This is a genomic window from Phreatobacter aquiterrae (assembly GCF_053471285.1).
On record NZ_JBJPHW010000011.1, the window covers coordinates 1 to 26,032 of the forward strand.

The following is a 26,032-nucleotide window of genomic DNA, read 5'->3' on the forward strand; positions in this document are numbered from 1 at the left end:
CGAGGCAGGGAGGCAGAAACGAAGGCTGGTGGCGATCAGTCGCCTCGACGAAACGTCCCATCCGGCACCTCCGAAGCAGCTATCGAAGGCTATCACAGCGCGGGTTTTCACACAGCCTCGGCCCCAAAGCGGCTGTTCAGCCGGTCTGCTCAGTGCAAAACTCTGAATACACACTATGCGGTGGTGGCCATAGGGGACCCGTGTGACCAGCAACGACAAGACCAGCCGGAGGCGATGAGCGGCGTCGAGATCATCCTCCGCCTCGTCGGCGCCTTCTACGTCCTGGCCGGACTGCTCGTGGCGCGGAGGATGGTTGTGGAGGTTTTCCTCGACAAGGCCCTCTCGGGACTCACCATGAAGCCCGTGCCGCATGCCGACCAAGTTCGCGGCCGATGGATGCTGGGCATCGCGGCGAGCGTCTTTGCCAGCGCCGTACTGCTCCTGGCGCTGAGCGTCCTCGCTTTTCCCGCTTTCCTCGCCGGCGCGGCCGTACAAGGCGCCTATCTCGGCCATGTGGCGCCGCGCCTCGTCGACCCGGAGGAGCCACCGGACCCGGCAGGCCGCCGCGGCACCCGCAACGCTTTCCTGATCTATCTCGCCGCTACAGCTTTCGTCGCCTGGGCCGCCGTCGCGGGCCATCTGCGCTGGCCGGGCAAGGATCCCTGGCCCGCAGCGATCGCCGGTGTCGCCATCGCCGCCTTCGCGGCCTACCACATGGCAAAGATGAGGGCGCCTCTCGGCGGGCGCTACAGCCCTTCCGACGACCCCCTGCTGCCCGAGGCGCCGGAGGTCCTCCCCGACCGGGTCCGCCTGATGGTCCGCCCGTTCGTGCTGCCGTTCGCTGACGACAAGACAGGGCGGGTCGTACCGCAATCCCTCGCCGTCAGCACCTTCGGACATGAACTGGTGGCTGATATCCTCGACTGGGAGGAGGGCTATCTGGCCACCATCCCGCCGCGAAAGCGTACCGGCGGCTTCAGCGATCCGTTGGCCGCAGCCCGTCACGAGGCCGAAGGGCGCGCGCTGGCTGAGCGGATAGCGGTCGTGATCGGTCTAGAACGGGTGATCTATGCCCCGGTCGGAACCCCATTCCTTTCGGCACCCGAGCGCGTCTACACCCGGCCCCGGCGCATCAAAGTCATGGCAGATTACGCATGCCATCCGCTGTGGTCGATGGACGAAGCTTATTCCGGCAATCTCGATCCGGAGGCGCTCGGTCTGTCGCCGGCCCTCGTCACCGATCTGAGGGCTTGGGCGGAGCGTTTCGACGACGCGCTTGACTGGGACAATCCCGGCGCCGTGCGCGAGGCGGACGGGTTCGTCGCGCGACACGAGTCTGAGGGCTACGCCCTCGCGCAACGGTTGGCCGGCGAGTTGGCAGGGCAAAGCCGCGACGTCCAAGTCTACCTGTTGACGCAGGAGGCGGGTGTCGTGGAGGTCAGAGGCGGAAGCGCGGAGGATTTCCCGCCGGCTTCGGCCGTCTGAGCATCTCGGCCGAGAGCGTGTCGATCTATTTTCGGATCCGCAGCGGTTACGAACCATAGCTCCACGGGGTGTTGGGTGAGCGCATCGAACTCGTCTCCAGCAGGCAGAATTGAGGGAAGGCGACCCGTGGCGAAGTTGCTAGAAAGTAGCTAGCGCTGGCCTATTGCAGCTTTAGTGGCCGCGTTGCTGACGGCACGGAAAGAAAAACCCCCGCCAAACCAGAGGTTTGGCGGGGGCTTGAATGGTGGGCACGACTGGGATCGAACCAGTGACCCCTACGATGTCAACGTAGTGCTCTCCCGCTGAGCTACGCGCCCTTTGCGGTCCGGGGACCGCGAAAGCGAGGCGCACCGTATAGTGGGGATCGCGAAAGCGTGCAAGAGGATCGCGACGCCCAAAATGCGCCGGTGTGGAGGAGACCTCAGGCCGCCTGCTGGAGCATCTTCTCGACCTCGTTGACGAGGTCGCGCAGGTGGAAGGGCTTGGAGAGGATCTTGGCATCCTTTGGCGCCTGCGAATCCGGCTGCAGGGCCACGGCGGCGAAGCCGGTGATGAACATCACCTTGATGTCGGGGTCGAGTTCGGTGGCGCGGCGGGCGAGCTCGATGCCGTCCATCTCCGGCATGACGATGTCGGTGAGCAGCAGTTCGAACGGCTCCTCGCGCAGCCGGTGATAGGCGGACAGGCCGTTGTCGAAATGGGCGACGTCGTAACCGGCCGTCTGCAGCGCCTTCACCAGAAAGCGGCGCATGTCGTTGTCGTCTTCTGCCAGCAGAATCTTGCCCATGCTGAATGCGGTCCTTCGTCCGTCCGTCGTCGGGGAGGCGGTGTAGCGAACCCGATCCCGGTTGTGCCCATCAAGCCTGAAGATGGTAAATGTGCGGTGAATGGCGCGGCCGCCGTGCGCAGGTTCGGTCCGCGGGAGGCGGCCCGGCGCCGGCGAGGCTTCACAGACCCGCCTCAGGCGCTAGATTGAGTGACGGAGAAGGATCGGGGCGCATTACGATGATTGAGGCCGAGATCTGCGACATCGATCCCGCCTTCGAGGCGCTGGAGCCCGGCGAGACCAGGGCGCCGGTGGTGTTCAACTCGCCGCATTCCGGCCGGATCTATCCGCCGCATTTCATCGGACAGGTGCGTCTCGACCTGCCGCAGCTCCGCCGTTCCGAGGATACCGGCGTGGACGAGCTCTTCCTCGGCGTGGTGGAGCGCGGCATGCCGCTGATGCGCGTCCATTTCCCGCGGTCGATGGTCGACGTCAACCGCGAGCCCTACGAGCTCGATCCGCGCATGTTCGACGGCCGGCTGCCGACCTTTGCGAACACGCGGTCCATGCGGGTCGCCGGCGGGCTCGGGACCATTCCGCGGGTGGTGGGCGAGGCGCAGGAGATCTATGCGCGGCGGCTGCCTGTCGACGAGGCGCTGATGCGCATCGAGACGCTCTACAAGCCCTATCACCGGGCGCTTCGCCGCCTCATTGCCGCCACCCACCGGGCCTTCGGCGAGGTCCTGCTGGTCGACTGCCACTCGATGCCCTCCATGGCGCCGATCCGCGAGGACCGCCCGCGCGCCGACGTCGTCATCGGCGACCGCTACGGCACGAGCTGCTCACCATCCGTCGGCGACCTGATCGAAGGCGTGCTGCGCGCCCGTGGCTACAACGTGGTGCGCAACAAGCCCTATGCCGGCGGCTTCATCACCGAGCATTACGGCCAGCCGCAGACCGGGGTCCATGCGGTGCAGATCGAGATCAACCGGGCGATCTACATGGACGAGCGGACCTACCGGCCGACGGCCGACTTCGTCCGCCTGCAGGCCGACCTGATGGCCCTGGCGGAGGCCCTGGCGCGGCTGCCGCTGGACCGTGCCGGCGACTGGCGCATCGCTGCGGAATAGCCGGATCAGTTCCATCAAATCTGCATGGCTCGCGGAATCAGCCCCTGTCGACGCGAATGGGCTTGGCAGTGAATCTGTCCAGCTGATCGGTTGATCAGGGTGCATTGCACAACGAGTCGGGGCGAGTTTTCTATTTTATACGACCTCTCCCATCCAGTTTCCGTGCCACGTCATCTTCCATCCAACTCATTGAAAATCATGAGTTAAATGACACGCTGGAAAAGAAAGAGGCCGCTCACTTTCGTGAGCGGCCCAAGTCTAGGGAGGAAACGCCCAAGGAGGGCTGCGAGGCACCGCAAGGCGATACCGCGCTGCAACAATATGCCTATGGTCGCCGGGAAAGGCAAGAAGGCTGTCCCATTATTTTCAGACCGCTGCCGCTGTCCCGACAGGACCCGTCAGGTGGCCGTGCGCCGGGGGTCGGGCGCCCTGAGATAGGCGAGGGTCGCGACCGCCAGAAGGACGGCCTGCAAGCCGAAGGCGATCTGGAAGGCCGCCACCGGATAGACGGCGGCGTCGCCGGCTACTGCTTTCACGGCGAGGCCGGTTACCCACTGGGTGATGAAGCTGCCGCTCATGGTTCCCATGTTAATGAACGACAGGCCGCGTCCGGTGATCTCGGGCGGGAACAGCGACTTGGAATGGGCCACCAGAACCGGCGTGAAGGCGCAGGAGAAGCCGAGCAGCCCGACGATGATCTCGGTTTGCGCCGCGCCATGGTGGCCGAGACCGATCAGCGCCGCGAGCAGGGCGAGGGAGAGGGCCGAGCCGGTCACGACGATCGGCCGATAGGCGCCGACGAAACGGTCGGCGTAGCCCCAGGCCAGCGTGCCGATCACCTGCGCCATCGCCATGATGAAAAGCACGCGCCCCTGCGCCGCGAGACCTGCACCGTGGACATGGGCGAGGTAGGGACCGCCCCACAGGCCGATGATGAGCCCGAAGGTGGAATAGGTGGAGAAGGACATCAGGAACAGCGGCCAGAAGCCGCGGGTGCGCATGACGGCGCCCACCCCCGCCAAGGCCTCGCGCATCGTTTCCGCCGGCCTGCCGGCGAGGCGCCCGGCACCGGGGCCGCGCACGGCCAAGACGATGCCGGTGAGCAGCAGGGCGGAGACCAGGGCTGCCACCACGAAGGCGGCGCGCCAGCCGTAAACGGCGGTCATCCAGCCGAGCGGCGCGGTCGCCAGGATCGTGCCGATGCTGGAGATGGCGATCTGCAAGCCGGCAAGGCTGGCGAAGACGGCGGGCGGGAAGGTGCGCGCATAGATGACCAGCGGCGCCATGAAGAAGGTGGAGCAGCCAATGCCGAGCAGCAGGCGTCCGGCGATCAGTCCCGCCTGTCCCGCCGCCAGGGCGAAGACCAGCGAGCCGGCGACGACGAAGAGGGCGGAGCCGAGAAGCGCTGCGCGCGGACCATAGCGATCGATGATGACGCCAACCGGGATCTGGCACAGCGCGAAGATGAGGAAAAAGCTGGAGGCGACGAGGCCGAGTTCGTCCGGGTCGAGCTTCAGCTCCGTGGCGAGCGTCGTCGCGATGACCCCGACCGAATTGCGGAAGAACTGGCTGACGGCGGTCGCCGTGGCGAGAACCGCGACGAGGGCGATGACCGCCGGGCGGCTCATGGCGCCGTGGACTGAACTGAACACGTGTTTCCTCCGGCCGGCGACACTGCCCTTGCGTCCCTTCCGCAGCAAGGCGGGTGGCGGCACCCCTGTGGCCGTGCCGCTGCATGGAACCGGGAGCAGGGGCCGCCCCGCGTTGCGGTTGCAGGTCGCCCGGCCTATAGCTCGCGGCACCGGTCAGGAGAGGACACCCATCGTGAGCGCCGTCGATTTCGAGAGCTTCGTGCGCGATCTCGCGCGTCTGTCCGGCGAGGCCATCCTGCCCTTCTTTCGCACCTCAATCGGCGTCGAGAACAAGGCCGGTCTCGGCCAGTTCGATCCGGTGACGGAGGGCGACCGTGCCGGCGAGACCGCCATGCGCCACCTCATCAAGCGCACCTTTCCGGAGCACGGCATCGTCGGTGAGGAATATGGCGAGGAGAACGCCGGCGCCGAGCATGTCTGGGTGCTCGACCCGATCGACGGCACCAAGGCCTTCATCGCCGGCATTCCGGTCTGGGGAACGCTGATCGGCCTCGTCCGCCACGGTGTTCCGGTGTTCGGCATGATGCACCAGCCGTTCATCGGCGAACGTTTCTGGGGTGACGGCGCGGCCGCCCGCTACGAGGGACCGGCGGGCGCGCGCAACCTGAGGACGCGGCCCTGCCCCGGGCTGGAAGCCGCGACCATCATGACGACCTCGCCGAAGCTGTTCGATGCGGAGACGCGCCAGTTGTTCAATGCGGTCGAGGCCCGCTGCCGCACCTACCGCTACGGCGCCGACTGCTACGCCTATTGCATGCTGGCGGCCGGCCATGTCGATCTCGTGGTCGAGGCCGGGCTCAAGGCCTACGACATCGCCGCTCTGGTGCCGATCATCGAGGGCGCCGGGGGCGTGGTGACGACCTGGGACGGCGGGCCTGCGGGTGGCGGCGGACGCATCGTCGCGGCTGGCGACAAGCGTGTCCACGCCGAGGCGCTGGAGATCCTCAACGCCTGACGGCCTGTCCGGCTAGAGGAAGGCCTGCTCGCCGGGCACGAAGGCGTCGAAGGCAGCCCAGAACTGCGCGCGGATCTCGTCGCGCTCGTGCAGCGGCTCATGGCGCGAGCCGGGGATCACCACCGCGCTGCCGGTCTTCAGCCGGCGGGCGAACTCCTCGACGCGGGGCGTGTCGATGAGGGGATCACGGGCAGCGCCGACAAGCAGCATCGGCTGGCGGATGGGCCGCGTGTAGAGCGGGTGGGCGAAGCGGCGCGTGACCGCCAGCGCCTCGCGCAGCCAGCCGACCGTCGGCGCGCCGAGGCCGAGCCGGGCATCCGCCTCGGCATAGGCCGCAGCGCGGGCGTAGCGGACCGGATCGGAGGTCACGGGATTGCCCTCGAAGGGCTTCAGCGCCACCGGCGCGGTGGAGCCGCCGGGCACGATCGAGCCGCTCATCCCGGCGAGCGACAGCGCGGTGGCGAGCGGGCGGATGAGAAAGGGGGAGCGCACCTGCGCCAGCGCCACCATCGGCGCCGACAGCACCATCCGGTCGAACCAGGTGCGGCCGCCGTGCGCGGCTTCGATGAGGACGGCGCCGCCCATGCTGTGGCCGAGGGCGTAGAAGGGCGGGCGGCAGTCGGGAAGACCGACCACCGACATGGCCGTGTCGAGGTCGATCTGGAAATCGGCGAAGCGCCGGACGTGCCCCTTGCGCAGGTCGGAGAGGAGCCGGCCGGAGCCGCCCTGACCGCGCCAGTCGAAGGCCAGCACCCCGAAGCCGCGGGCGCGCAGTTCGTCGACCACCTCGAAGTATTTCTCGATGAACTCGGCCCGTCCCTGGCAGAGGACCACCGTGCCGCGTCGCGGCGCGCCGGTCGCCTCCCATCGCGCGTAGCGGATCGCGATCCGGTCGGGCGTGGTGATGGTTCCGGCGCGGACGCCGGCGGGGATCGGCCTGTCGGGCAGGGCGACGAGATCCATCGGGCGGGTCAACTCGCGAATCGAAAGACGGGAGCATCAGGATGCCCCCGCCTCGCTAACACAGCCTTAGCGACGGATCAGCGCAGGATGCGCACGTCGCGGCCGGTATAGGGATCGCGCTCCCAGCCAGGCGGCGGCGCGCGGCGCTGGCGATAGACAGGCGCGTCGTCGTAGTAGCGCGGCGCAGGGCGCTCGTAGTAGCGCGGCGCGGGGCGATAGCCGGGCGGGTCGCCATAGTAAACGCGCGGCGCAGGACGCTCGTAGTAGCCGCCGCCGCGAACGCGGGGGCAGGGTTGCCGCACCCAGACCGGCGTCTGCGTGCCGGTATTCGGATCGGTCTCAATCCGCCGGATCGGCGGGCCGCAATCCTGGACGTGCATCATGAGTCCATCGCCCGACCCCGGCAGCGGTGCCACGGGCATGGCCATGGCCATGGCGGCCGCGGGGAACAGTGCGGCGAGAGCCGTCGTCAGCAAGGTCTTGCGCATGGGCACCTCCTCAGTGCGTGGTATCAACTCTTCTCCACCATGGCTGGTTCCGCAAGGTTACTGCGCCGGCCGAAGACAGTCACGGTGAACGATCGACCCCTCAGGGACGGGCCGGGCCGTCGCGGCGCGGCAGGCGGCCGTCGCCGATGACGCGCAGGCCGACAATCTCGCCGTTGCGGGCATCCATGACCAGGCGCAGGCGCTGGCCGTACCTGTCGGTGCCGTGGGTGAGATAGGCGCTGCCGCGCCGGATCACCGGGTCGGTGACGGCATAGCCGCGCTGCGACAGTCGCCCGCTCACCTCGCCGGCGGGGATGAGACGTTCGGCCGCGCTCCGGTCGCGGCGCTGAGGATCGGGCTCCGCAGCGCGGGCGAGGCCGCCGGCGCAGGCGAGGAGGGCGACGGCGAGCACCATGCTGGCGGTTCCCGCGACGAGGCCGAGCGCGAGTGTGGACACCGACGACGACCGCGGCATGCTAACAGGGTGCGGCGCGCCGGCGGGGCGGGGTGTGCGCGACATGGTCATGCGCATGATCAAGCTTCCCGGGTCGGCGTTCGCCGGCCCTCTTCCAGGGTGGAGGACCGGAGGGGCAGGCGCCGGTCCATCGTCCCCCTCCATATGGGGGCACCGCCCTGAACCGTCGCGGAAGCGGCCGTTCACCGGCGCTTCATCGGGCGAGCACGATCCGCACGGGGATCTCCTTCAGGGGTCTTGCGAAGCTCCGGAGGCCTTCCTAACTCTTCTCCCGTGCAGGCCCGATGAGGCTGCACGAACCGTTTGGCCCGGCCGTTTCAGGCGGGCCACGTCACTCTTGGTGTCGCTTGAAGGAGGACATCCCATGCGCAGCTTCGATCTTGCTCCGCTCTATCGCTCGACCGTCGGTTTCGACCGTCTCTTTTCGATGCTCGACCAGACCTCCGGTCTCGAGGCCCCCACGCAGAGCTACCCGCCCTACAATATCGAGCGGACCGGCGAGAACGCCTACCGCATCTCGGTGGCCGTCGCCGGCTTCACCGACAAGGACATGTCCATCGAGGTGAAGGAGCAGGCCCTGACCATCCGCGGCGAGAAGGCCGCCGGAGAGGGAGAGGCCAAGCCCGACTACCTGCACCAGGGCATCGCCGCCCGCGCCTTCGAGCGCCGCTTCCAGCTCGCCGACCATGTCTTTGTCAAGGGCGCGGCTCTCGAGCATGGCCTTCTGCACGTCGATCTCGTCCGCGAGATTCCGGAGGCCATGAAGCCGCGGCAGATCGCCATCAGCACCGGCGAGGGCGCCCGCGTCATCGAAGGCACGGCCAACCGCCAGGCCGCCTGAACCGCATCGGTCTTGACGGCAGGGCCGCCCTCCAACGGCCCCTCCTGAGATGCACGAACGCCCCTGTGAGGCATCACCGGGGCGTTTCGTCGTTTGCGGCCATGAATGAATGCGGCGGAGAGGTTGCCACCGGCCTCAGTTCGAGGCCGGGGGAGCCACCTGACGGACGCCGGGCGTCGTCGGCGGACCGCCGGCCTGCGGCAGGGGCTCGCCATTCGGGCCGAGGAAGCGGCCATCGATCAGCACCCCCTCGCCATCCGCCGGCTTCTGCGCCGTCTCGGCAGGAGGGGCCGGTGTCGCCGCCGCAGGAGGCTCCGCGACGGGGTTCGTCGCGGCGGGCGGCTCGACAACGACAACAGGCGGGGCGGGCTCGGGGGCCGGATCGGGCGCGGCCGGGGGCAGGGCAGCTGCAGGGGCCGGGTGCTCCTCGACGGGGGCGGCCGGCGTTGCGGCTGTGGGCGGCGGCTCGACCTGCACCGGAGCTGGCTCCTCGCGCGGGGTCTCGGAGGCCGGCGGTATGGCCGCCGCAGGTGGTTCGGCCTGCGGAACAACGCCGACGGGCGGCGGGATCGGCGTCGTGGGCTCGACGCTGAGCGGCGGCGTCGCCGGAACGGGCACGGCCGATGGCGGATCGACCCGGCGCGGCGGCAGGGCTGCCGCAGGGGGCGGGGCGACCGGAGCATCGATTGCAGGCGGGCTCGCGACAGGCGGGATCACTGGCGGCACCACCTGCGGGCGCGGGGCCAGATCGCCATCGATGTTCGGGCGGGGGGTCGGCACCGGTACGATGCGGGCGGTGATGTTGGGCTGCGGCCGCGGCGCGGGACGCTCCGGGCGATCCAGCGCGTCGGGGTCGAGACGGCCCTCGCGCAGCCCCGGCTGCGGCGCACCCTCACGCCCGAAACTCGGACGCTCATCGCGCCAGACCGGCGGGGTCGGGAAACGCTGGCCGCCAGGCTCCAGCTCGCGGATGTTGATCGGCGCGCCCGAATAGGCGTGGATGGTGACGCGGGTGCGCTGGCCGGCGCTGCCGACCGCCTCGACGACCCAGACGCGACCGGCGAGGCGCGGCCGGCTGATGGCGCGGTGGCCCATAGAGCGGGCGATGGCGATGGCCTGCGCGGCGGGAATGGGCCCCTCGATCTCCGGCTCGACATAGCGTCGGCGATAGACCGGCGGTTCATCGTCGTCATCGTCATAGACGCGCGGCGGACCCCAGCCGCCCCAGTACTGGACGGGAATGGCCTCGGCCGCAGAGGCGACCAGCCGGCCGCCCACCAACGGATTGGCGGACACCGGCCCGATCCCGGCGGTAATGGCGGCAGCGGCAACTGCCATGAGCAATGTATGGCGCACGAATTCGCGTCCTTGTTCCCCAACTGCCCCGCGGCAACCTTTCGGCAAGGAGAACGGCGATTTCAGGGCGGCCGTGTTTCAGCAGGATTTCGAGAGGGTTGCGCGGCAAGTCAGCCGCGCTGCGCCCAGCACCGGGCCGTCAAGCCAAGGCGTCAGGATGCCGAGAAGGTGTGCCACTAAAGCCTTCGGTCCGAGGACACCCCGGATTGTGCCGGAAATGCTCGAAATGGGCTCTCTGCCCAGTGACCGATCTCTTATGTGCCCGCATTGGTCCGTGACAGGCAATGCACCGGAACGGCCCGTTTCCGCGCTGCAACGCGTCCTGAATAGTCAAACGTACCCACTGTCCCTCGATACGGACTTCCGCCTCGAGATTCTCCGAGATTCCCGATGGCGGATGGGAGGAGCCAGCGGCCAGCGGCTGAGCCGCCTTGGCCGCAATGGCCAGGAAACGCTCGATTTCCTCGTCGCGCGTGGCGAAACTGGTGACGAGGCGCATCATCTGCTCGCCCGGACGAGCCCGCTCGGCCTCCGGTAGGCCCTTGTCCGGCCAGGGGTAGAAGGCAGCGCCCTCCGCCTTGAGGGCATCGACGATCTCCTGCCGCATGATCGGGAACAGGCCGTTGGCCTGTGGAACGATGGGCAGGCGAACGCCCGGAATGGCGGAGAGGCTATCCGCGAGACGCTTCGCCGCCGCGTTGGCGTGGCGGGCGAGGTCCAGCCAGTGGCCGCCGTCGAGGAAGGCGTCCATCTGAGCCGCGAGGAAGCGGTGCTTGGACAGGAGGTGTCCGGCGCGCATGCGGCGGCGGACCATCTCGGCGCCCTTGGCCGGATCGAAATAGATCAGCGCCTCGCAGGCGAGGCCGCCGCCCTTGGTGGTGCCGAAGGACAGGACGTCGACGCCGGCCTTCCAGGTGATCTCCGCCGGCGTGCAGCCAAGCGCCGCGACGGCATTGGCGAAACGCGCGCCGTCCATGTGGACGCCGAGACCATTGGCGCGGGCGATGGCGGACAGGGCCTTCACCTCGTCGACCGCATAGACCTGGCCGAGCTCGGTCGACTGGGTGATCGACAGGGCGTGGATCGGCGCATTGTGCGGCACGCGGCGGCCGAGCCCGGCGATCGCCGCCTCGAGCGCAGCCGCCGTGATTTTCGCGCCGCGGCCGGGAATGCCGACGAGCTTGGCGCCGCCGGTGAAGAACTCCGGCCCGCAGCACTCGTCCTCGATGACGTGGCTCTCGTCGTGGCAGAGCACGATGCCCCAGGGCGGGGTCATGGTGGAGAGGGCGAGGCCGTTGGCGGCCGTGCCGGTTGAGACCATGTAGACGCCGACGTCGCGCTCGAACAGGTCGCAGAGCTTCTGCACCACCGCCTTCGTGGCGTCGTCGTTGCCATAGCCGAGGCGCGCGCCGCCATTGGCGGCTGATATCGCCTGCATCACCTTGTCGGAGGCGCCGAGGCCGTTGTCGCTTGCGAAGAACATCGAGAAACTCCCTGCCTCCTTGCTATCGCGGAGGCAGGGGCGATGTCATCCCTCAGCGCGGCAGGGTGGTCGTGCCGACAAGGTCCTTGTCGATGGCATGCGCGGCCTGGCGGCCCTCGCGGATCGCCCAGACGACGAGGCTCTGGCCGCGCCGCATGTCGCCCGCCGCATAGACCTTCGGCACCGAGGTCCGGTAGTCCGAGACGTTGGCGGCGACGTTCTTGCGGGCGTCGAGCGAGACGCCGAGGCTCTCGACCATGCCCTCGTGGACGGGATTGACGAAGCCCATGGCGAGCAGGACGAGGTCGGCCTTGAGGTCGAACTCGGAGCCCGGGATCGGCTGCATCTTCTCGTCGACGCGCACACACCTGATCTTCTTGACCCGGCCGTTGGCGCCGATGAACTCCGACGTCATCACGGCGAAGTCGCGCTCGGCGCCTTCCTCGTGGCTGGAGGAGGTGCGCAGCTTCAGCGGCCAGAGCGGCCAGACCAGCGCCTTGTTCTCCTTCTCCGGAGGCTTCGGCATGATCTCGAGCTGCGTCACCGAGACCGCGCCCTGGCGCACCGAGGTGCCGATGCAGTCCGAGCCGGTGTCGCCGCCGCCGATGACGACGACATGTTTGCCGGAGGCGAGGATCGGCTCGTTCGTGCCGATGGGTTCGCCGGAGACGCGGCGGTTCTGCTGCGGCAGGAACTCCATGGCGAAATGAACGCCGTCGAGGTCGCGGCCCGGAATCGGCAGGTCGCGGGGCTTTTCCGAGCCGCCGGTGAGCAGCACGGCGTCATAGCCGGCGGTCAATTCCTCGACCGGGCGGGTGACGCCGATGTGTTCGTTGTAGTGGAAGGTGACGCCCTCGGCCTCCATCTGGTGGATGCGGCGGTCGATGAGGCGCTTCTCCATCTTGAAGTCGGGGATGCCGTAGCGGAGCAGGCCGCCGGCCTTGGCGAACTTCTCGTAGACGTGGACATCGTGGCCGGCGCGGGCGAGCTGCTGGGCGGCGGCGAGCCCGGCAGGGCCGGAGCCGACGACTGCGACCTTCTTCCCCGAACGCGTCTTCGACGGCTCCGGCGTGATCCAGCCCTCGTTCCAGGCGCGGTCGACGATGGCGCACTCGATCGTCTTGATGGTGACCGGCGTGTCCTCGATGTTCAGCGTGCAGGCCGCCTCGCAGGGGGCGGGGCAGATGCGGCCGGTGAACTCGGGGAAGTTGTTGGTCGAGTGCAGGTTGATCGACGCCTCGCGCCAGCCGCCGTTGTAAACGAGGTCGTTCCAGTCGGGGATCTGGTTGTTGACCGGGCAGCCGTTGTGACAGAACGGAATGCCGCAGTTCATGCAGCGCGCCGCCTGGTTGCGGGTGCCTTCCTCGCTCAGCGGGATGACGAATTCACGGTAATGGCGGATGCGGTCGCCGGCCGGCGCATAGCGCCGGTCCTGGCGGTCGATCTCCAAGAAGCCTGTGACCTTCCCCATCGTCTTATTCTCCTGCCAGCGCGAGCGGACGCTGGGCCTGTTCCATTTCCTGAAGCGCGCGGCGGTACTCGACCGGCATCACCTTCCTGAATTTGGGCAGCATCTCCGACCAGCGGTCGAGGATGTCCTGCGCGCGCCGCGATCCCGTGTACCGGGCATGGTTGGCGATGAGCTGGTGCAGGCGCTCTGCATCGAAGCGGCTCATGTCGCTCATCACGTCGACGCGGCCGTGGCTGTCGAGCCCGCCGGTCTGGTGATAGACACGGGAGAGGAGGTCATCCTCCTCCGGCACCGGCTCCAGCTCGACCATCGCCATGTTGCAGCGGCGGGCGAAATCGCCTTCCTCGTCCAGCACGTAGGCGATGCCGCCCGACATGCCGGCCGCGAAGTTGCGGCCGGTCTGGCCGAGCACGACGACGACGCCGCCGGTCATGTATTCGCAGCCGTGGTCGCCCGTGCCCTCGACCACCGCGATGGCGCCCGAGTTGCGCACGGCGAAGCGTTCGCCGGCGATGCCGCGGAAGTAGCACTCGCCCTCGATGGCGCCGTAGAGCACGGTGTTGCCGACGATGATCGAGTTGTCGACGTCGAGACTGGTCGCCTCCGACGAGGGATAGACGATGATCTTGCCGCCTGAGAGGCCCTTGCCGACATAGTCGTTGGCCTCACCCTCGAGCTCCAGCGTGACGCCGCGGGTGACCCAGGCGCCGAAGCTCTGGCCCGCCGTGCCCTTCAGCTTGACGTGGATGGAGTCGTCCGCGAGCCCGGCATGGCCGAAGCGCGTCGCGACCTCGCCCGACAGCATGGCGCCGACCGAGCGGTTGGCGCTGGCGATCGGCATCTCGATGACGACCGGCCTGCCCTCCTCGAGGGCAGGCTTCGCGCTCTCGATGAGCTTGCGGTCGAGCACGGCCTCCAGATGATGGTTCTGGTCCTCCGAGCGGCGGATGCCGACCTCGGCCGGCACGACCGGCTTGTGGAACAGCCGGGAGAAGTCGAGCCCATTGGCCTTCCAGTGGTCGACGGCCTCGCGGCGGTCGAGCATCTGCATCTGGCCGACCATTTCGTCGATGGAACGGAAGCCCATGGAGGCCATGAGTTCGCGCACTTCCTCGGCGACGAAGAAGAAGTAATTGATGACGTGCTCGGGCTGGCCCTTGAAGCGCTTCCTCAGCACCGGGTCCTGGGTGGCGACGCCCACGGGGCAGGTGTTGAGGTGGCACTTGCGCATCATGATGCAGCCGGACGCGATCAGCGGCGCTGTGGCGAAACCGAACTCGTCGGCGCCGAGCAGGGCGCCGATGACGACGTCGCGGCCGGTGCGAAGGCCACCGTCGACCTGCACCGAGATGCGCGACCGCAGGCGGTTCAGCACCAGGGTCTGGTGGGTCTCGGCGAGGCCGATCTCCCACGGCGAACCGGTGTGCTTGATCGAGGTGAGGGGGGACGCGCCGGTGCCGCCCTCGAAGCCGGAGATGGTCACGTGGTCGGCGCGCGCCTTGGCGACGCCGGCGGCAACCGTGCCGACGCCGACCTCGGAGACGAGCTTCACCGAGACGTCGGCCCGCGGGTTGACGTTCTTCAGGTCATAGATGAGCTGCGCCAGGTCCTCGATCGAGTAGATGTCATGGTGCGGCGGCGGCGAGATCAGGCCGACGCCCGGCGTCGAGTGGCGCACCTTGGCGATGACGGCATCGACCTTGTGGCCGGGCAACTGGCCGCCCTCGCCGGGCTTGGCGCCCTGCGCCATCTTGATCTGCATCATGTCGGAATTGACGAGATATTCCGTCGTGACGCCGAAGCGGCCGGAGGCGACTTGCTTGATCGCCGAGCGCATGGAGCGGCCGTCGGGCAGGGGCTGGAAGCGCTCGGCCTCCTCGCCGCCCTCGCCGGTGTTCGACTTGGCGCCGATGGCGTTCATGGCGAGCGCCAGCGTCGTGTGCGCCTCGCGCGAGATGGAGCCATAGGACATGGCGCCGGTGGCGAAGCGCTTGACGATGGCGGAAGCCGGCTCGACCTCGTCGAGGGGGACGGGCTTGCGGCCGTCCTCTTCCGCCGTGCGGATGCGGAACAGGCCGCGGATGGTCTGCAGCCGCGACGTCTGCTCGTTGATGAGGTGCGCGAACTCGCGGTAGCGGTCCTGGCTGTTGCCGCGCACGGCATGCTGCAGCGCCGCCACCGTCTCCGGCGACCAGACGTGATCCTCGCCGCGGATGCGGTAGGCGTACTCGCCGCCGACCTCAAGGGTGGTCTTCAGCGTCGGATCGTCGGAGAAGGCCGCGGTGTGGCGGATCACCGTCTCCTGGGCGACCTCGGCGAGGCCGACGCCGCCGATGCGGGTGGCGGTGCCGGTGAAATACTTCGCGACGAAGTCGTCGGCGAGGCCGACAGCGTCGAAGATCTGCGCGCCGCAATAGGACTGGTAGGTCGAGATGCCCATCTTCGACATCACCTTCATGATGCCCTTGCCGATGGACTTGATGAAACGCTTCACCACCTCGTCGGCGTCGACTTCCGGCGGCAGCAGGCCCTTGGCGTGCAGCTCCTCCATGGTCTCGAAGGCGAGATAGGGGTTGATCGCCTCGGCGCCGTAGCCGGCGAGGCAGCAGAAGTGATGCACCTCACGCGCCTCGCCCGTCTCCACGACGAGGCCGGCGGCGGTGCGCAGGCCCTTGCGGATCAGGTGGTGGTGGACGGCGGCGGTGGCGAGCAGCGCCGGGATCGGGATGCGGTCCGCGCCGACCATGCGGTCGGACAGGATGATGATGTTGTAGCGGCCGTGGACGGCGGCTTCGGCGCGGTCGCAGAGAAGCTGGAGAGCCTCCTGCAGGCCGGCGGCGCCCTTGGCGGCCGGATAGGTGATGTCGAGGGTCTTCGTGTCGAAGGAATCCTCGCGGTGGCCGATGCAGCGGATCTTCTCCAGGTCCTCGTTGGTGAGGATCGGCTGGCGGACCTCCAGGCGCTTGCGGCGCGAGGTGCCGTCGAGGTCGAACAGGTTCGGCCGGGGCCCGATGAAGGAGACGAGGCTCATGACGAGTTCCTCGCGGATCGGATCGATCGGCGGGTTCGTCACCTGGGCGAAGTTCTGCTTGAAGTAGGTGTAGAGCAGCTTCGACTTGGAGGAGAGTGCGGAAATCGGCGTGTCCGTGCCCATCGAACCGACGGCCTCCTGGCCGGTCGTCGCCATGGGCTCGAGCAGGATCTTCACGTCCTCTTGCGTGTAGCCGAAGGCCTGCTGCTTATCGAGCAGCGGCACGTCGGTGCGCGAGGCGCGCGGCTCGACGGGGGGAAGGTCCTCGAGGATGAGCTGCGAGCGCTCCAGCCACTCCGCATAGGGGCTGGCGCCGGCGAGCTGGGCCTTGATCTCCTCGTCGGAGATGATGCGGCCCTCGGCGAGATCGACGAGCAGCATCTTGCCCGGCTGGAGGCGCCACTTGCGGATGATCTCGCTCTCGGGAACGGGCAGGACGCCCATTTCCGAGGCCATGATGATGCGGTCGTCCTTGGTGACGAACCAGCGCGCCGGCCTCAGGCCGTTGCGGTCGAGCGTCGCGCCGATCTGCCGTCCGTCGGTGAAGGCGATGGCGGCGGGGCCGTCCCACGGCTCCATGATGGCGGCGTGGTACTCGTAGAAGGCGCGGCGCTGCTCATCCATCAGCTTGTTGCCGGCCCAGGCCTCGGGCACCAGCATCATCACCGCATGGGCGAGGGAATAGCCGCCCTGGACGAGGAACTCGAGGGCGTTGTCGAAGCAGGCCGTGTCCGACTGGCCCTCGTAGGAGACCGGCCAGAGCTTGGAGATGTCGTTGCCGAAGAGCTCGGAATCGACGCTCGCCTGCCGCGCCGCCATCCAGTTGACGTTGCCGCGCAGCGTATTGATCTCGCCGTTGTGCGCGACCATCCGGTAGGGGTGCGCCAGTGACCAGGCCGGGAAGGTGTTGGTCGAGAAGCGCTGGTGCACGAGGGCGAGGGCGCTCTCGAAGCTCGGATCGTGCAGGTCGGGGAAATAGGAGCCGAGCTGGTCGGCCAGGAACATGCCCTTGTAGACGATGGTCCGGCACGACAGCGACACGGGGTAATAGCCCTTGGTGCGCGGGTCGTTCAGATCATAAACGAGGTTGGAGATGACCTTGCGCAGCACGAAGAGGCGGCGTTCGAATTCGTCCTCCGATTCCACCCCCGCGCCGCGCGCCACGAAGATCTGCTTGTGCAGCGGCTCGGTCGGCTTGACGCTCTCGCCGAGGGAGGAATTGTCGGTCGGCACGTCGCGCCATCCGAGCAGCACCTGGCCCTCGTCGGCGACGACCTTCTCGATCGCCTCGCGGACGATGGTCTGGCCTTCCAGGTCGCGCGGAAAGAAGATGAAGCCGACGGCGTAGTGGCCCGGCTCGGGCAGTTCGAAGCCGAGCTTGGCCGCTTCCTTGCGGAAGAAGGCATCGGGCAACTGCACCAGCATGCCGGCGCCATCGCCAGCGCGCGGGTCGGCGCCGACCGCGCCGCGGTGCTCGAGGTTGAGCAGGATCTGGATGCCGTCCTGGATGATCTTGTGGGACTTGCGGCCCTTCATGTCGGCGATGAAGCCGACGCCGCAGGAGTCCTTCTCGTTGCGCGGGTCGTAGAGGCCCTGCGCTGCGGGCAAACCAGGGTCGATGACGGCGCGCGTGCGGTTTTTGACGTCGACAGGCAGATTGGCTTTCGTGGCGCGATTCGTCCGCACCTCGATCCCCTCATCCGACATCGCGCCAAAAAGCTGCGTGCTCATCATTCACCTCGTTCTGCGGCGCCGGCCGCCGTTCGTGCCCTTGATCGTGACACACGAAGCCGGCACAGGCGACGGGGCAAACCCGCAACCGGTCCGGCATGCAAACTCGGGGCCTTGCGTCCTCCCCGACCGCCCCGTTGTCGGGGTCATCTTGGATAGGGCAGCGATGCTGACCTTTCTCGAGCCGTTATTTGACAGATTTCAAACAGCGACACAAGCGCCAATGCGTGCCGCAGTCCGGCATGACATGATGTTTATTGCCGGGCCGTCGAAAGGCGCGACCGAAACGGAACATTATTCCCCCGGTTCCGCAATAATATGACTATCGACCGGCCGCGGCAGCCGGTTCGGTAGCGGTGGTACCACCGGCCTCTGCGGGCAGGCCTGGCGCGACAGCCGGCACCTGATTCAGGCTTTGAGCTGGGATGCGCGGCCAGCTGAAATCGTCGATGCGGCCGGCCACCGGGGCTGGCGCTTCGCCGCGGACCAGCACCGACGCGGCAACTCCCGATGGCCGTCTGGCCGCTGCCGCCCCCATTAGTTCCGCGGGGCTTGCCGACGTTCCGGGCGTGGCATCTGCCGCGGCGGCAATGCTCGGATTGCCGTGAAGTGGCAGGACGGGGCCTGCCAGGGGTCGCGGCGCGACGGGAAGGGGAATGCCGGCGCCCGGCCCCGGCGCCTCGCCGGACGGATCGGCCGGAACCTGCGGAACGGCGGGCGTGATGCGGCCGAGCAGATCGCGCCGGAGATCCTGTTCGAGGAACAGGGCGAGCTTGCGCGCGCCGGCCGGAGTGAAGTGGACGCCGTCGGCCGTGCGCAGGCGCCTGACCTGGCCGGCGAAGTCGGGACCGAACTGGGTGTAGTTGCCGTGCTCGTCGACGAAGCCGTTCCAGACGTCGACATAGTTGACGCCGTTCTTCTGGGCCCGTTCCTTGTAGATCTCGTTGAGAGTGGACATGTGAGCGGAGGTGCGCTGGCCGCGCAGCGGCGGCACGCCGACCCAGTAGACGGGAACGCCGCGCGCCTTCAGGGCCTGCATGACCGCATCGACGCGCTGGGCGTAAAGGTCGCGCCAGCGCTCGTTGTCCGGCTCGACGCTCTCGCGCTCCAGGCGGATCGCCTGCCGGTCGTTCGACCCCAGCATCATGACGATGAAATCGACCTTGGCCTGCTGGGCGAGCGTCTCGGGAACGGCGCGGGTCCAGTCATGGAACTCGGGCCGGGTGAGACCGGAGGACAGCCGCGTCCTGTCGACGACACCGAGCTCGGGTACGTCCTCGAAGGCATGCTCCAGGCCATAGGCGAGCCATTCGGCGAGGTTGTCGCCAAGCACGAGGACGAAGGTGGTGGGCGCTGCCGGGGCTTCGGCGGCCGGCGGATGGGCTCCGTCGATCACCGTCGGGAGCGTGGCCGCCCGGTCGCGGGACGGCGGACGCACCGACTCCGCCGGGCGCGCCACGCGAGGAGCCGTCTGCCGCGAGCCCTGCGGGATGGTGATGATACGCGGGCGCTGGTCGCGGGGTGCGAAGAGATGCGGATAGCGGTCGTCGACATAGGGCGCCTGGGCCCGGGCCGGCAGGGCGAGGCCCGTCGCCAGGGCGAGGCATGCCCATGCGAGCCAATGGCGCCAACCGGTCATGGTCATCCCGATCTCCTTGTCCAACACGGTGCCAGTCTAGCACCGGTCGCGATTTCGGGGACAAGGTTGCGATGCGGAACCTGTAAAACCGGCGGAAATCCGGGACGAAAAAAAACGCGCGAGCGGAATCTGTCCCCGGTGTTAGCTGCCGCGACGCAGCCGCTGCAGCAGAGCCGCGGTCGGGAAGCCGTCGGCCGGCATGCCGGCGCGGGCCTGGAAGCGCTGGAGGGCTTCGCGGGTGCCGGCGCCGAGCTTGCCGTCGACCGTTCCGGTGTAGAACCCGACCTGCGCGAGGCGCTGCTGCAGTTCGACGCGCTCCTGCTGCGACAGGGCGCGCTCCGCCGTCGGCCAGGCTTGTGCGAAGCCGCCGCCGCCGCGCAGCCGGTCGGCGAGGTGCCCGACCGCCATCGCGTAGTTCTCGGAGTTGTTGTACTTCATGATCACCCGGAAATTCGGGAGCATCAGGAAGGCCGGGCCGCGCGCGCCGGCCGGCAGATGCAGGAAGGCCTGGTCGGTGCGGCGCGGGAAGGCGCGGCCGCCGATGCGCCGGACGCCGCGGGCCTCCCACTGGGTGATCGCCTGAGGCCTGTCGCGGCCGGCGAGAGTAAGGTCGAGGCCGGCCGGTATCGTCACCTCGTAGCCCCAGCCCTGTCCGCGCTGCCAGCCTTCGGCGCGCAGGAGATTGCCGGTCGACATCAGCGCGTCTGGAACCGACCCCATCAGGTCGATGCGCGCACCGCCGGTGCCGGACCGCGCCGCACGGAGGAAGGTCGACGGCATGAACTGGGTGTGACCAAAGGCGCCGGCCCAGGACCCGCGGAAATTCGACGGGGCGACGTGGCCCTGATTGATGATCTGCAGCGCTGCGACGAACTCGCCGCGGAAGAAGTCCTGCCGCCGGCCGTAGCAGGCGAGGGTCGCAGTCGCCCTGACGACGCTGGTATTGCCCTTCGACCTGCCGAAACTCGTCTCGATGCCCCAGATGGCAGCAATGATGTGCTTGTCGACGCCGGTTTCCTGCTCGGCGCGCTCGAAGGCGGCGCGATGGGCCTGCAGCATGCGGCGGCCCTCGGCGATGCGGTTCGCCGCGACCAGCCCGTTGATGTAGTCCCAGGGCTGGCGCGAGAACTCGGGCTGGCGGTCGAGAAGGGCGAGGATCGAGTTGTCCGGCGTCAGGCCGGCGGTCGCCTGCGCGAAGACCTGGGGCAGCACGCCGCGGGCGCGCGCCTGCTGCTCGAGGCCCCGCAGGCAGTCGGAGAAACTGCCCTGGGCCGCCGCCGGCGCCGCCGCTGCAAGGCAGGCGGCGACGGTCAGCACCGCCGGAAAGAACTGTCCGCGTTTCATGCCAAGCGCCTCACGTCCCGAACCCCCCGGCCCAGGTTCCAGTGGAACAACGCGCATGCTTGACGAACAGTTAAGCCATGGCGGGTTGGCTGGTCCAGACCCCTTCAGTCACGCTCCAGGCGGAGATCGACCTCGGCCTCGACAAAGCGCCATTCCTCGGTGGCCCTCAGCCGCGCCACCATGTGCTCGAAGGCGCTTTCGTCGTCGGGGGCATATTCGAACCATGTGAGGAAATCGAACGGCCCGCCGAGATCGCGGCAATGGTGCAGGCGTCGCGCCACCTGCGGCAGATAGTCCATGCCGATCGCCGTGTGACGCGAGCGCTCCTCGAAGATGGCGCGGCGCTCGTCCTGGGCAAGCGCCCACCAGGCGGCGGACTTGCGAATGGGAATGAGGGCAGCGCGCGTCGCCTCCGGCCTGCCGAGCCCTTGCTGGCGGGCGGCGAGGGCATTGCTCTCGGCCCGCGTCGCATAGCGCGTGTTGCTGGTGGTGCCGGTCAGCGTCCAGACACCATCAGGCGCATCCGCTCCGCCGGTTACGGCGAGGCGCGGAGCAGCCGGCAGAGCCGGCCCAGCCACCGCCGCACAGGAGAGCATGCGCCAGGGGCCGGTCTCGCCGGCGGTGAAGGAGATGGTCAGGGGGCTCGTCATCGCGACCTCGTCGGCGATTCAATATTCAAGCCCCGTGCCAGGTCCGGTCCGCTCACCCCCGCCGCAGCCGTTCGAGGAAGGTCCGGTCGGCCTCGCCGGTGGGCGACATGCCGAAGCGGCCCTGCATGGTGCGCACCGCCGCCTTGGACTTCTCGCCGAGGATGCCGTCGACATCGCCGAGGTCGAAGCCGAGGCGGTTGAGGCGGGTCTGGATTTCCTCGCGGTCGGCATGGGTGAGGCCGCCCTCGCCGGGGGGCCAGGGCTTGGAGAAGCGTCCCGCACCCTTGATGCGGTCGCCGAGATGGCCGACGGCGAGCGCATAGGAATCGGCATTGTTGTAGCGCTTTATGACGTTGAAATTGTTGGTCACCAGCAGGTGCGGGCCGGCTTCGCCCGCCGGTTTCCAGAGCGAGGCCTGCGCTCCGCCGGACATCGGCCCGCCACTGACGCGTCGCACGCCGGCGCCCGCCCAGCCGTCGAAGCTCCGGCGCTGCGAGCGGTTGCCGGCAAGGCCCGGTGCATGAACCTCGAAGCCCCAGGGCACGCCCGGCGTCCAGCCGTTGCGGCGCAGGTAATTGGCCGCCGACCCCATGGCGTCGGGGATCGAGGTCCAGATGTCGCGACGTCCGTCGCCGGTGAAGTCGACCGCGAAGGCATGGAAGCTCGTCGGCATGAACTGGACATGCCCCATGGCGCCGGCCCAGGAGCCGATCATGTTCTGCGGCGTCGTGTCGCCGGCCTGCAGGATGCGCAGTGCGGCGATCAGTTCGCGGCGGAAGAAGTCGGCGCGGCGTCCTGCGGCGGCCAGGGTCGCCATGGCCTGAATGACGTAGTGCTCGCCGCGGGAGGTGCCGTAGGAGGTCTCGTTGCCCCAGATGGAGCAGACGATCTCGGCCGGCACGCCGTAGCGGCTCTGCACCGCCGAGAAGGTTCCGCCGTGCTGGGCGAGGGCGGCGCGGCCGTTGGTGACGCGCTTGTTCGAGGCGCGCACGTCGACATAGTCGCCGAGCGTGCGGCGGAACTCCGGCTGGCGCTGCGAAAGTTCGATCACCCGCGGATTGGGCTGAACCCCGGAAAAGGCCCGGTCGAACGTCGCCCGCGACACGCCCGCCGACGAGGCGGCCGGCCACAGGCTCGCGACGAACGCCTCGAAGGATCGCGCCTCCGCCGGCCGGATGAGGTGTGGGAGCGTCAGTGCGGCGGCGCCGGCAACGAGGGTGCGGCGGGTGACGAAGGTCATGGGTTCTCCCGTGGGCCTGCCGGATCGGACCTTGATCCAGCGCATGGTGGGTGAATCAGTCGCGCACGAAGATAGCGCGGATAAGGCAGGCCGGCACCCGCCGGCTGGGCCGCAGGCCCCGATGAGGCGATGGAACGATCCGATCCGCGCCCCGTTCCCCATGGGCGACAAGGAGACCTCAACATGACCCAGACACGCATTCCCCGCGACGCCCTCGTGTTCGTCGGCGACGGCGCCAAGGCCCTGTTCCTCCGCAACAAGGGCGATGCCGAACTGGTCAATCTCGTTGTCGAGCGCATCTTCGAGCAGGACAATCCCGCGACCCGCGACCAGGGAACCGACCGGCCCGGCCGCTCCTTCGCCAGCACCGGCACCCATCGCAGCGCCATGGAGCAGACCGACTGGCACCAGCTGGCCGAGGACCGCTTCGTCGGCGAGGTGGCGGACGCGCTGTACAGGCAGGCCCATGCCGGCCGCTTCGAGACGCTCATCGTGGTGGCGCCGCCGAAGGTGCTGGGGGGCCTCCGCAAGGCCTTCCACAAGGAGGTCGCCGACCGGATCACTGCCGAAGTGCCGAAGGACCTGACCAAGCACCCCCTGCACGACATCGAGAAGCTGCTGGCCGGCTGATCTGAGGGCCTGCCTTTCATTCTCCTCGTTTCGGGCCTATCAGGGGTCTTGCGTCTCGCGCGTATGCGCGCGCAGGACACCCTGACCCGTTCCAGCTAAAATGCCGGACCGAATCGCAAGGCTCGCGCAGCCGCCTTGATGGCGCCGCGCGGGCTGAAGGAGAGACCGAGGCTCATGGCCGAACCCGTTCGCACCGAAATCAATGAAGCCGACTACGGCGCCGACAGCATCAAGGTCCTGAAGGGCCTCGACGCCGTCCGCAAGCGCCCCGGCATGTATATCGGCGATACCGATGATGGGTCCGGCCTGCACCACATGGTCTATGAGGTGGTGGACAATGCCATCGACGAGGCGCTCGCGGGCCACGCCACCGAAGTCACCGTGACGCTGAACGCCGACAATTCGGTGACGGTCACCGACAACGGGCGCGGCATCCCCACCGACATCCACCCGACCGAGGGCATTTCGGCGGCCGAGGTCATCATGACCCAGTTGCATGCCGGCGGTAAGTTCGACCAGAACTCCTACAAGGTGTCGGGCGGCCTGCATGGCGTCGGCGTTTCGGTCGTCAACGCCCTGTCGAGCTGGCTGAAGCTGAACATCTGGCGCAGCGGCAAGGAGCATTTCGTCGAGTTCCGGCACGGCGAGCCGATCGCGCCGCTGATCGAGGTCGGCCCCTCGCATGGCAAGCGCGGCACGGAGCTGACATTCCTCGCCTCCACCGAAACCTTCACCATGGTGGAATACGATTTCCCCACGCTGGAGCATCGGCTGCGCGAACTCGCCTTCCTCAATTCCGGCGTGCGCATCCTGCTGACCGACCGGCGCCATGCCGAGGAGAAGCACGTCGAACTCTACTACGAGGGCGGCGTCGAGGCTTTCGTGCGCTATCTCGACCGCAACAAGTCGCCGCTGGTGCCGAACCCGATCATGCTCAAGTCAGAGCGCGACGGCATCACGGTGGAAGTGGCGCTGTGGTGGAACGACAGCTACCACGAGAACGTCCTGTGCTTCACCAACAACATCCCGCAGCGCGACGGCGGCACCCATCTCGCCGGTTTTCGCGGCGCCCTGACCCGGCAGGTGACGAACTATGCCGGATCCTCCGGCGTGACGAAGAAGGAGAAGGTCGATCTCACCGGCGACGATTGCCGCGAGGGGCTGACCGCCATCGTCTCCGTGAAGGTGCCCGATCCGAAATTCTCGTCACAGACCAAGGACAAGCTCGTCTCCTCCGAGGTGCGCCCGGTCGTCGAGGGCATCGTCAACGAGGCGCTGTCGACCTGGTTCGAGGAGCATCCGGCCGAGGCAAGGACCATCGTGCAGAAGGTGGCGGAAGCCGCCGCCGCGCGCGAGGCCGCGCGCAAGGCGCGTGAGCTGACCCGCCGCAAGACCGCGCTGGACGTCGCCTCGCTGCCCGGCAAGCTCGCCGACTGCCAGGAGCGCGACCCCGCCAAGTCCGAACTCTTCATCGTCGAGGGCGACTCGGCCGGCGGCTCCGCCAAGCAGGGCCGCGACCGCGCCTTCCAGGCCGTACTGCCGCTGCGCGGCAAGATCCTCAACGTCGAGCGCGCCCGCTTCGACAAGATGCTGTCGTCGGAGATGATCGGCACCCTGATCATGGCGCTCGGCACCGGCATCGGCCGCGACGAGTTCAACATCGACAAGCTGCGCTATCACAAGATCATCCTGATGACGGACGCCGACGTCGACGGCTCCCACATCCGGACGCTGCTGCTGACCTTCTTCTTCCGGCAGATGCCGGAGGTGCTGGAGCGCGGCCATATCTTCATCGCCCAACCGCCGCTGTTCAAGGTCTCGCGCGGCAAGAGCGAGACCTACATCAAGAACGAGCGGGCGCTGGACGACTATCTGGTGACCGGCGGCCTGGAGGACAGCCTTCTCGTGCTCGGAACCGGCGAGATCTGCGCCGGCTCCGACCTTGCGGCCATCGTCGAGGAGGCGCGGCAGGTGAAGAACCTGATCGGCGCCGTGCATTCGCGCTACAGCCACGCCGTGGTCGAGCAGGCCGCCATCGCCGGCGCGCTCAACCCCGAGGTCGCCAAGGATCCGGCGCGTGCGCAGGAACTCGCCACCAGGATCGCGCAGCGTCTCGACGCCATCTCGGATGACATCGAGCGGGGCTGGGAGGGCGAGTTCAACGGCGAGAAGTACCTGTTCTCGCGCACCGTGCGCGGCGTCAAGGAGGTGGCGATGCTTGACGGCGCGCTGATTTCCTCGCTCGAGGCGCGCAAGCTGGACGAGCATTCCGCCCGGCTCGGCGTCGTCTATGACAAGCCCGCCGTTTTCCGCCGCAAGGCCGGGGAGAAGCAGATCGCCGGTCCGATCTCGCTGTTCGAGACGGTCAAGGAGGCAGGCGCCAGCGGCGTCAAGCTGCAGCGCTACAAAGGTCTCGGCGAGATGAACGCGGAGCAGTTGTGGGAGACGACCCTCGACCGAAACGCGCGCTCGCTTCTGCAGGTGAAGGTGAAGGAGGTCGACGAGGCCGACGACATCTTCGTCAAGCTGATGGGCGACGTGGTGGAACCGCGGCGCGAGTTCATCCAGGAGAATGCGCTGAGCGCGACGGTGGATGCCTGAGGCGGTCGGTTCGCCGCCACCGCGGCGAGCATTTCCGCGGAGATGCCTTATCGGGCCGGGCCCTTCTGGTCACTCGCCGACACCTAAAGGAATGCGCGGCG

19 protein-coding genes and 1 tRNA gene are annotated in these 26,032 nt (G+C 68.2%); 6 read left to right on the plus strand and 14 right to left on the minus strand.

The features are described 5' to 3' along the window. Positions 1–1,485: immunity protein CdiI family protein (locus ACJ4V0_RS16350; protein ID WP_448300665.1), on the plus strand; the 1,485-nt coding region annotated here is incomplete at its 5' end. A gap of 242 nt (positions 1,486–1,727) precedes the next feature. Here the strand turns inward: ACJ4V0_RS16350 and ACJ4V0_RS16355 are convergent. Further along, positions 1,728–1,802, minus strand: a tRNA-Val gene (locus ACJ4V0_RS16355). A 104-nt stretch (positions 1,803–1,906) separates the two neighbouring features. Then, the gene (gene cpdR, locus ACJ4V0_RS16360) at positions 1,907–2,272 is read right to left on the minus strand and encodes a cell cycle two-component system response regulator CpdR (RefSeq protein ID WP_106749214.1); all 366 of its coding nucleotides are present in this window, start codon (positions 2,270–2,272) and stop codon (positions 1,907–1,909) included. A 218-nt stretch (positions 2,273–2,490) separates the two neighbouring features. Between cpdR and ACJ4V0_RS16365 the strand changes: the two genes are divergently transcribed. Next, positions 2,491–3,381, plus strand: a complete 891-nt coding sequence (locus tag ACJ4V0_RS16365; RefSeq protein WP_448300666.1) for an N-formylglutamate amidohydrolase — start codon at positions 2,491–2,493, stop codon at positions 3,379–3,381. 398 nt (positions 3,382–3,779) lie between these two features. On the opposite strand, the gene ACJ4V0_RS16370 is transcribed toward ACJ4V0_RS16365, so the two are convergent. Then, a complete protein-coding gene (locus ACJ4V0_RS16370; protein ID WP_448300667.1) occupies positions 3,780–5,033 on the minus strand; it encodes an MFS transporter in 1,254 nt (417 codons plus the stop codon). Positions 5,034–5,205: 172 nt separating this feature from the next. On the opposite strand from ACJ4V0_RS16370, the gene hisN reads away from it, so the two are divergent. Next, positions 5,206–5,988, plus strand: a complete 783-nt coding sequence (hisN, locus tag ACJ4V0_RS16375) for a histidinol-phosphatase (protein WP_448300668.1) — start codon at positions 5,206–5,208, stop codon at positions 5,986–5,988. A 12-nt stretch (positions 5,989–6,000) separates the two neighbouring features. Here hisN and ACJ4V0_RS16380 read toward each other — a convergent pair whose 3' ends face one another. The 3 genes from ACJ4V0_RS16380 to ACJ4V0_RS16390 all read right to left on the minus strand — a co-directional run bounded on the left by ACJ4V0_RS16380 (position 6,001) and on the right by ACJ4V0_RS16390 (position 7,971). Further along, positions 6,001–6,951, minus strand: coding sequence for an alpha/beta fold hydrolase (locus ACJ4V0_RS16380; protein ID WP_448300669.1), 951 nt, complete (start codon positions 6,949–6,951; stop codon positions 6,001–6,003). A gap of 77 nt (positions 6,952–7,028) precedes the next feature. Beyond that, positions 7,029–7,439 carry a hypothetical protein gene (locus ACJ4V0_RS16385; RefSeq protein WP_448300670.1) on the minus strand — a complete coding sequence of 137 codons (411 nt, stop codon included), beginning with the start codon at positions 7,437–7,439 and terminating at the stop codon, positions 7,029–7,031. A gap of 100 nt (positions 7,440–7,539) precedes the next feature. Further along, positions 7,540–7,971, minus strand: a complete 432-nt coding sequence (locus ACJ4V0_RS16390) for a hypothetical protein (RefSeq protein WP_448300671.1) — start codon at positions 7,969–7,971, stop codon at positions 7,540–7,542. Positions 7,972–8,278: 307 nt separating this feature from the next. Between ACJ4V0_RS16390 and ACJ4V0_RS16395 the strand changes: the two genes are divergently transcribed. After that, positions 8,279–8,755 (plus strand): Hsp20 family protein, encoded by a 477-nt coding sequence (locus ACJ4V0_RS16395; RefSeq protein ID WP_448300672.1) that lies wholly within the window; start codon positions 8,279–8,281, stop codon positions 8,753–8,755. 135 nt (positions 8,756–8,890) lie between these two features. Here the strand turns inward: ACJ4V0_RS16395 and ACJ4V0_RS16400 are convergent, their stop codons facing one another. From ACJ4V0_RS16400 to ACJ4V0_RS16435, 8 genes are all read right to left on the minus strand, one after another. After that, the gene (locus ACJ4V0_RS16400; protein ID WP_448300673.1) at positions 8,891–10,111 is read right to left on the minus strand and encodes a hypothetical protein; all 1,221 of its coding nucleotides are present in this window, start codon (positions 10,109–10,111) and stop codon (positions 8,891–8,893) included. A gap of 139 nt (positions 10,112–10,250) precedes the next feature. Then, positions 10,251–11,594 (minus strand): threonine aldolase family protein, encoded by a 1,344-nt coding sequence (locus ACJ4V0_RS16405; protein ID WP_448300674.1) that lies wholly within the window; start codon positions 11,592–11,594, stop codon positions 10,251–10,253. 52 nt (positions 11,595–11,646) lie between these two features. Then, complete coding sequence (gene gltD / locus ACJ4V0_RS16410; RefSeq protein WP_448300675.1) at positions 11,647–13,065, minus strand: glutamate synthase subunit beta; 1,419 nt, start codon at positions 13,063–13,065, stop codon at positions 11,647–11,649. A 4-nt stretch (positions 13,066–13,069) separates the two neighbouring features. Beyond that, entirely contained in the window at positions 13,070–17,803 is a 4,734-nt protein-coding gene (gltB, locus tag ACJ4V0_RS16415; RefSeq protein ID WP_448300818.1) for a glutamate synthase large subunit, read from the minus strand. 346 nt (positions 17,804–18,149) lie between these two features. Next, positions 18,150–19,472: an SGNH/GDSL hydrolase family protein gene (locus ACJ4V0_RS16420; protein ID WP_448300676.1), complete on the minus strand. Its 1,323-nt coding sequence runs from the start codon at positions 19,470–19,472 to the stop codon at positions 18,150–18,152. A gap of 135 nt (positions 19,473–19,607) precedes the next feature. Continuing rightward, positions 19,608–20,810, minus strand: a complete 1,203-nt coding sequence (locus ACJ4V0_RS16425) for a lytic murein transglycosylase (RefSeq protein WP_448300677.1) — start codon at positions 20,808–20,810, stop codon at positions 19,608–19,610. A 104-nt stretch (positions 20,811–20,914) separates the two neighbouring features. After that, positions 20,915–21,460: a chlorite dismutase family protein gene (locus tag ACJ4V0_RS16430; protein WP_448300678.1), complete on the minus strand. Its 546-nt coding sequence runs from the start codon at positions 21,458–21,460 to the stop codon at positions 20,915–20,917. Between the two features lie 52 nt (positions 21,461–21,512). Continuing rightward, on the minus strand, positions 21,513–22,700 hold the full coding sequence (locus ACJ4V0_RS16435; protein ID WP_448300679.1) for a lytic murein transglycosylase: 1,188 nt from the start codon (positions 22,698–22,700) through the stop codon (positions 21,513–21,515). A gap of 183 nt (positions 22,701–22,883) precedes the next feature. On the opposite strand from ACJ4V0_RS16435, the gene ACJ4V0_RS16440 reads away from it, so the two are divergent. Beyond that, positions 22,884–23,330, plus strand: a complete 447-nt coding sequence (locus tag ACJ4V0_RS16440; RefSeq protein ID WP_448300680.1) for a baeRF12 domain-containing protein — start codon at positions 22,884–22,886, stop codon at positions 23,328–23,330. A 174-nt stretch (positions 23,331–23,504) separates the two neighbouring features. After that, entirely contained in the window at positions 23,505–25,931 is a 2,427-nt protein-coding gene (gyrB, locus tag ACJ4V0_RS16445; protein WP_448300681.1) for a DNA topoisomerase (ATP-hydrolyzing) subunit B, read from the plus strand. Positions 25,932–26,032: the final 101 nt, after the last annotated feature.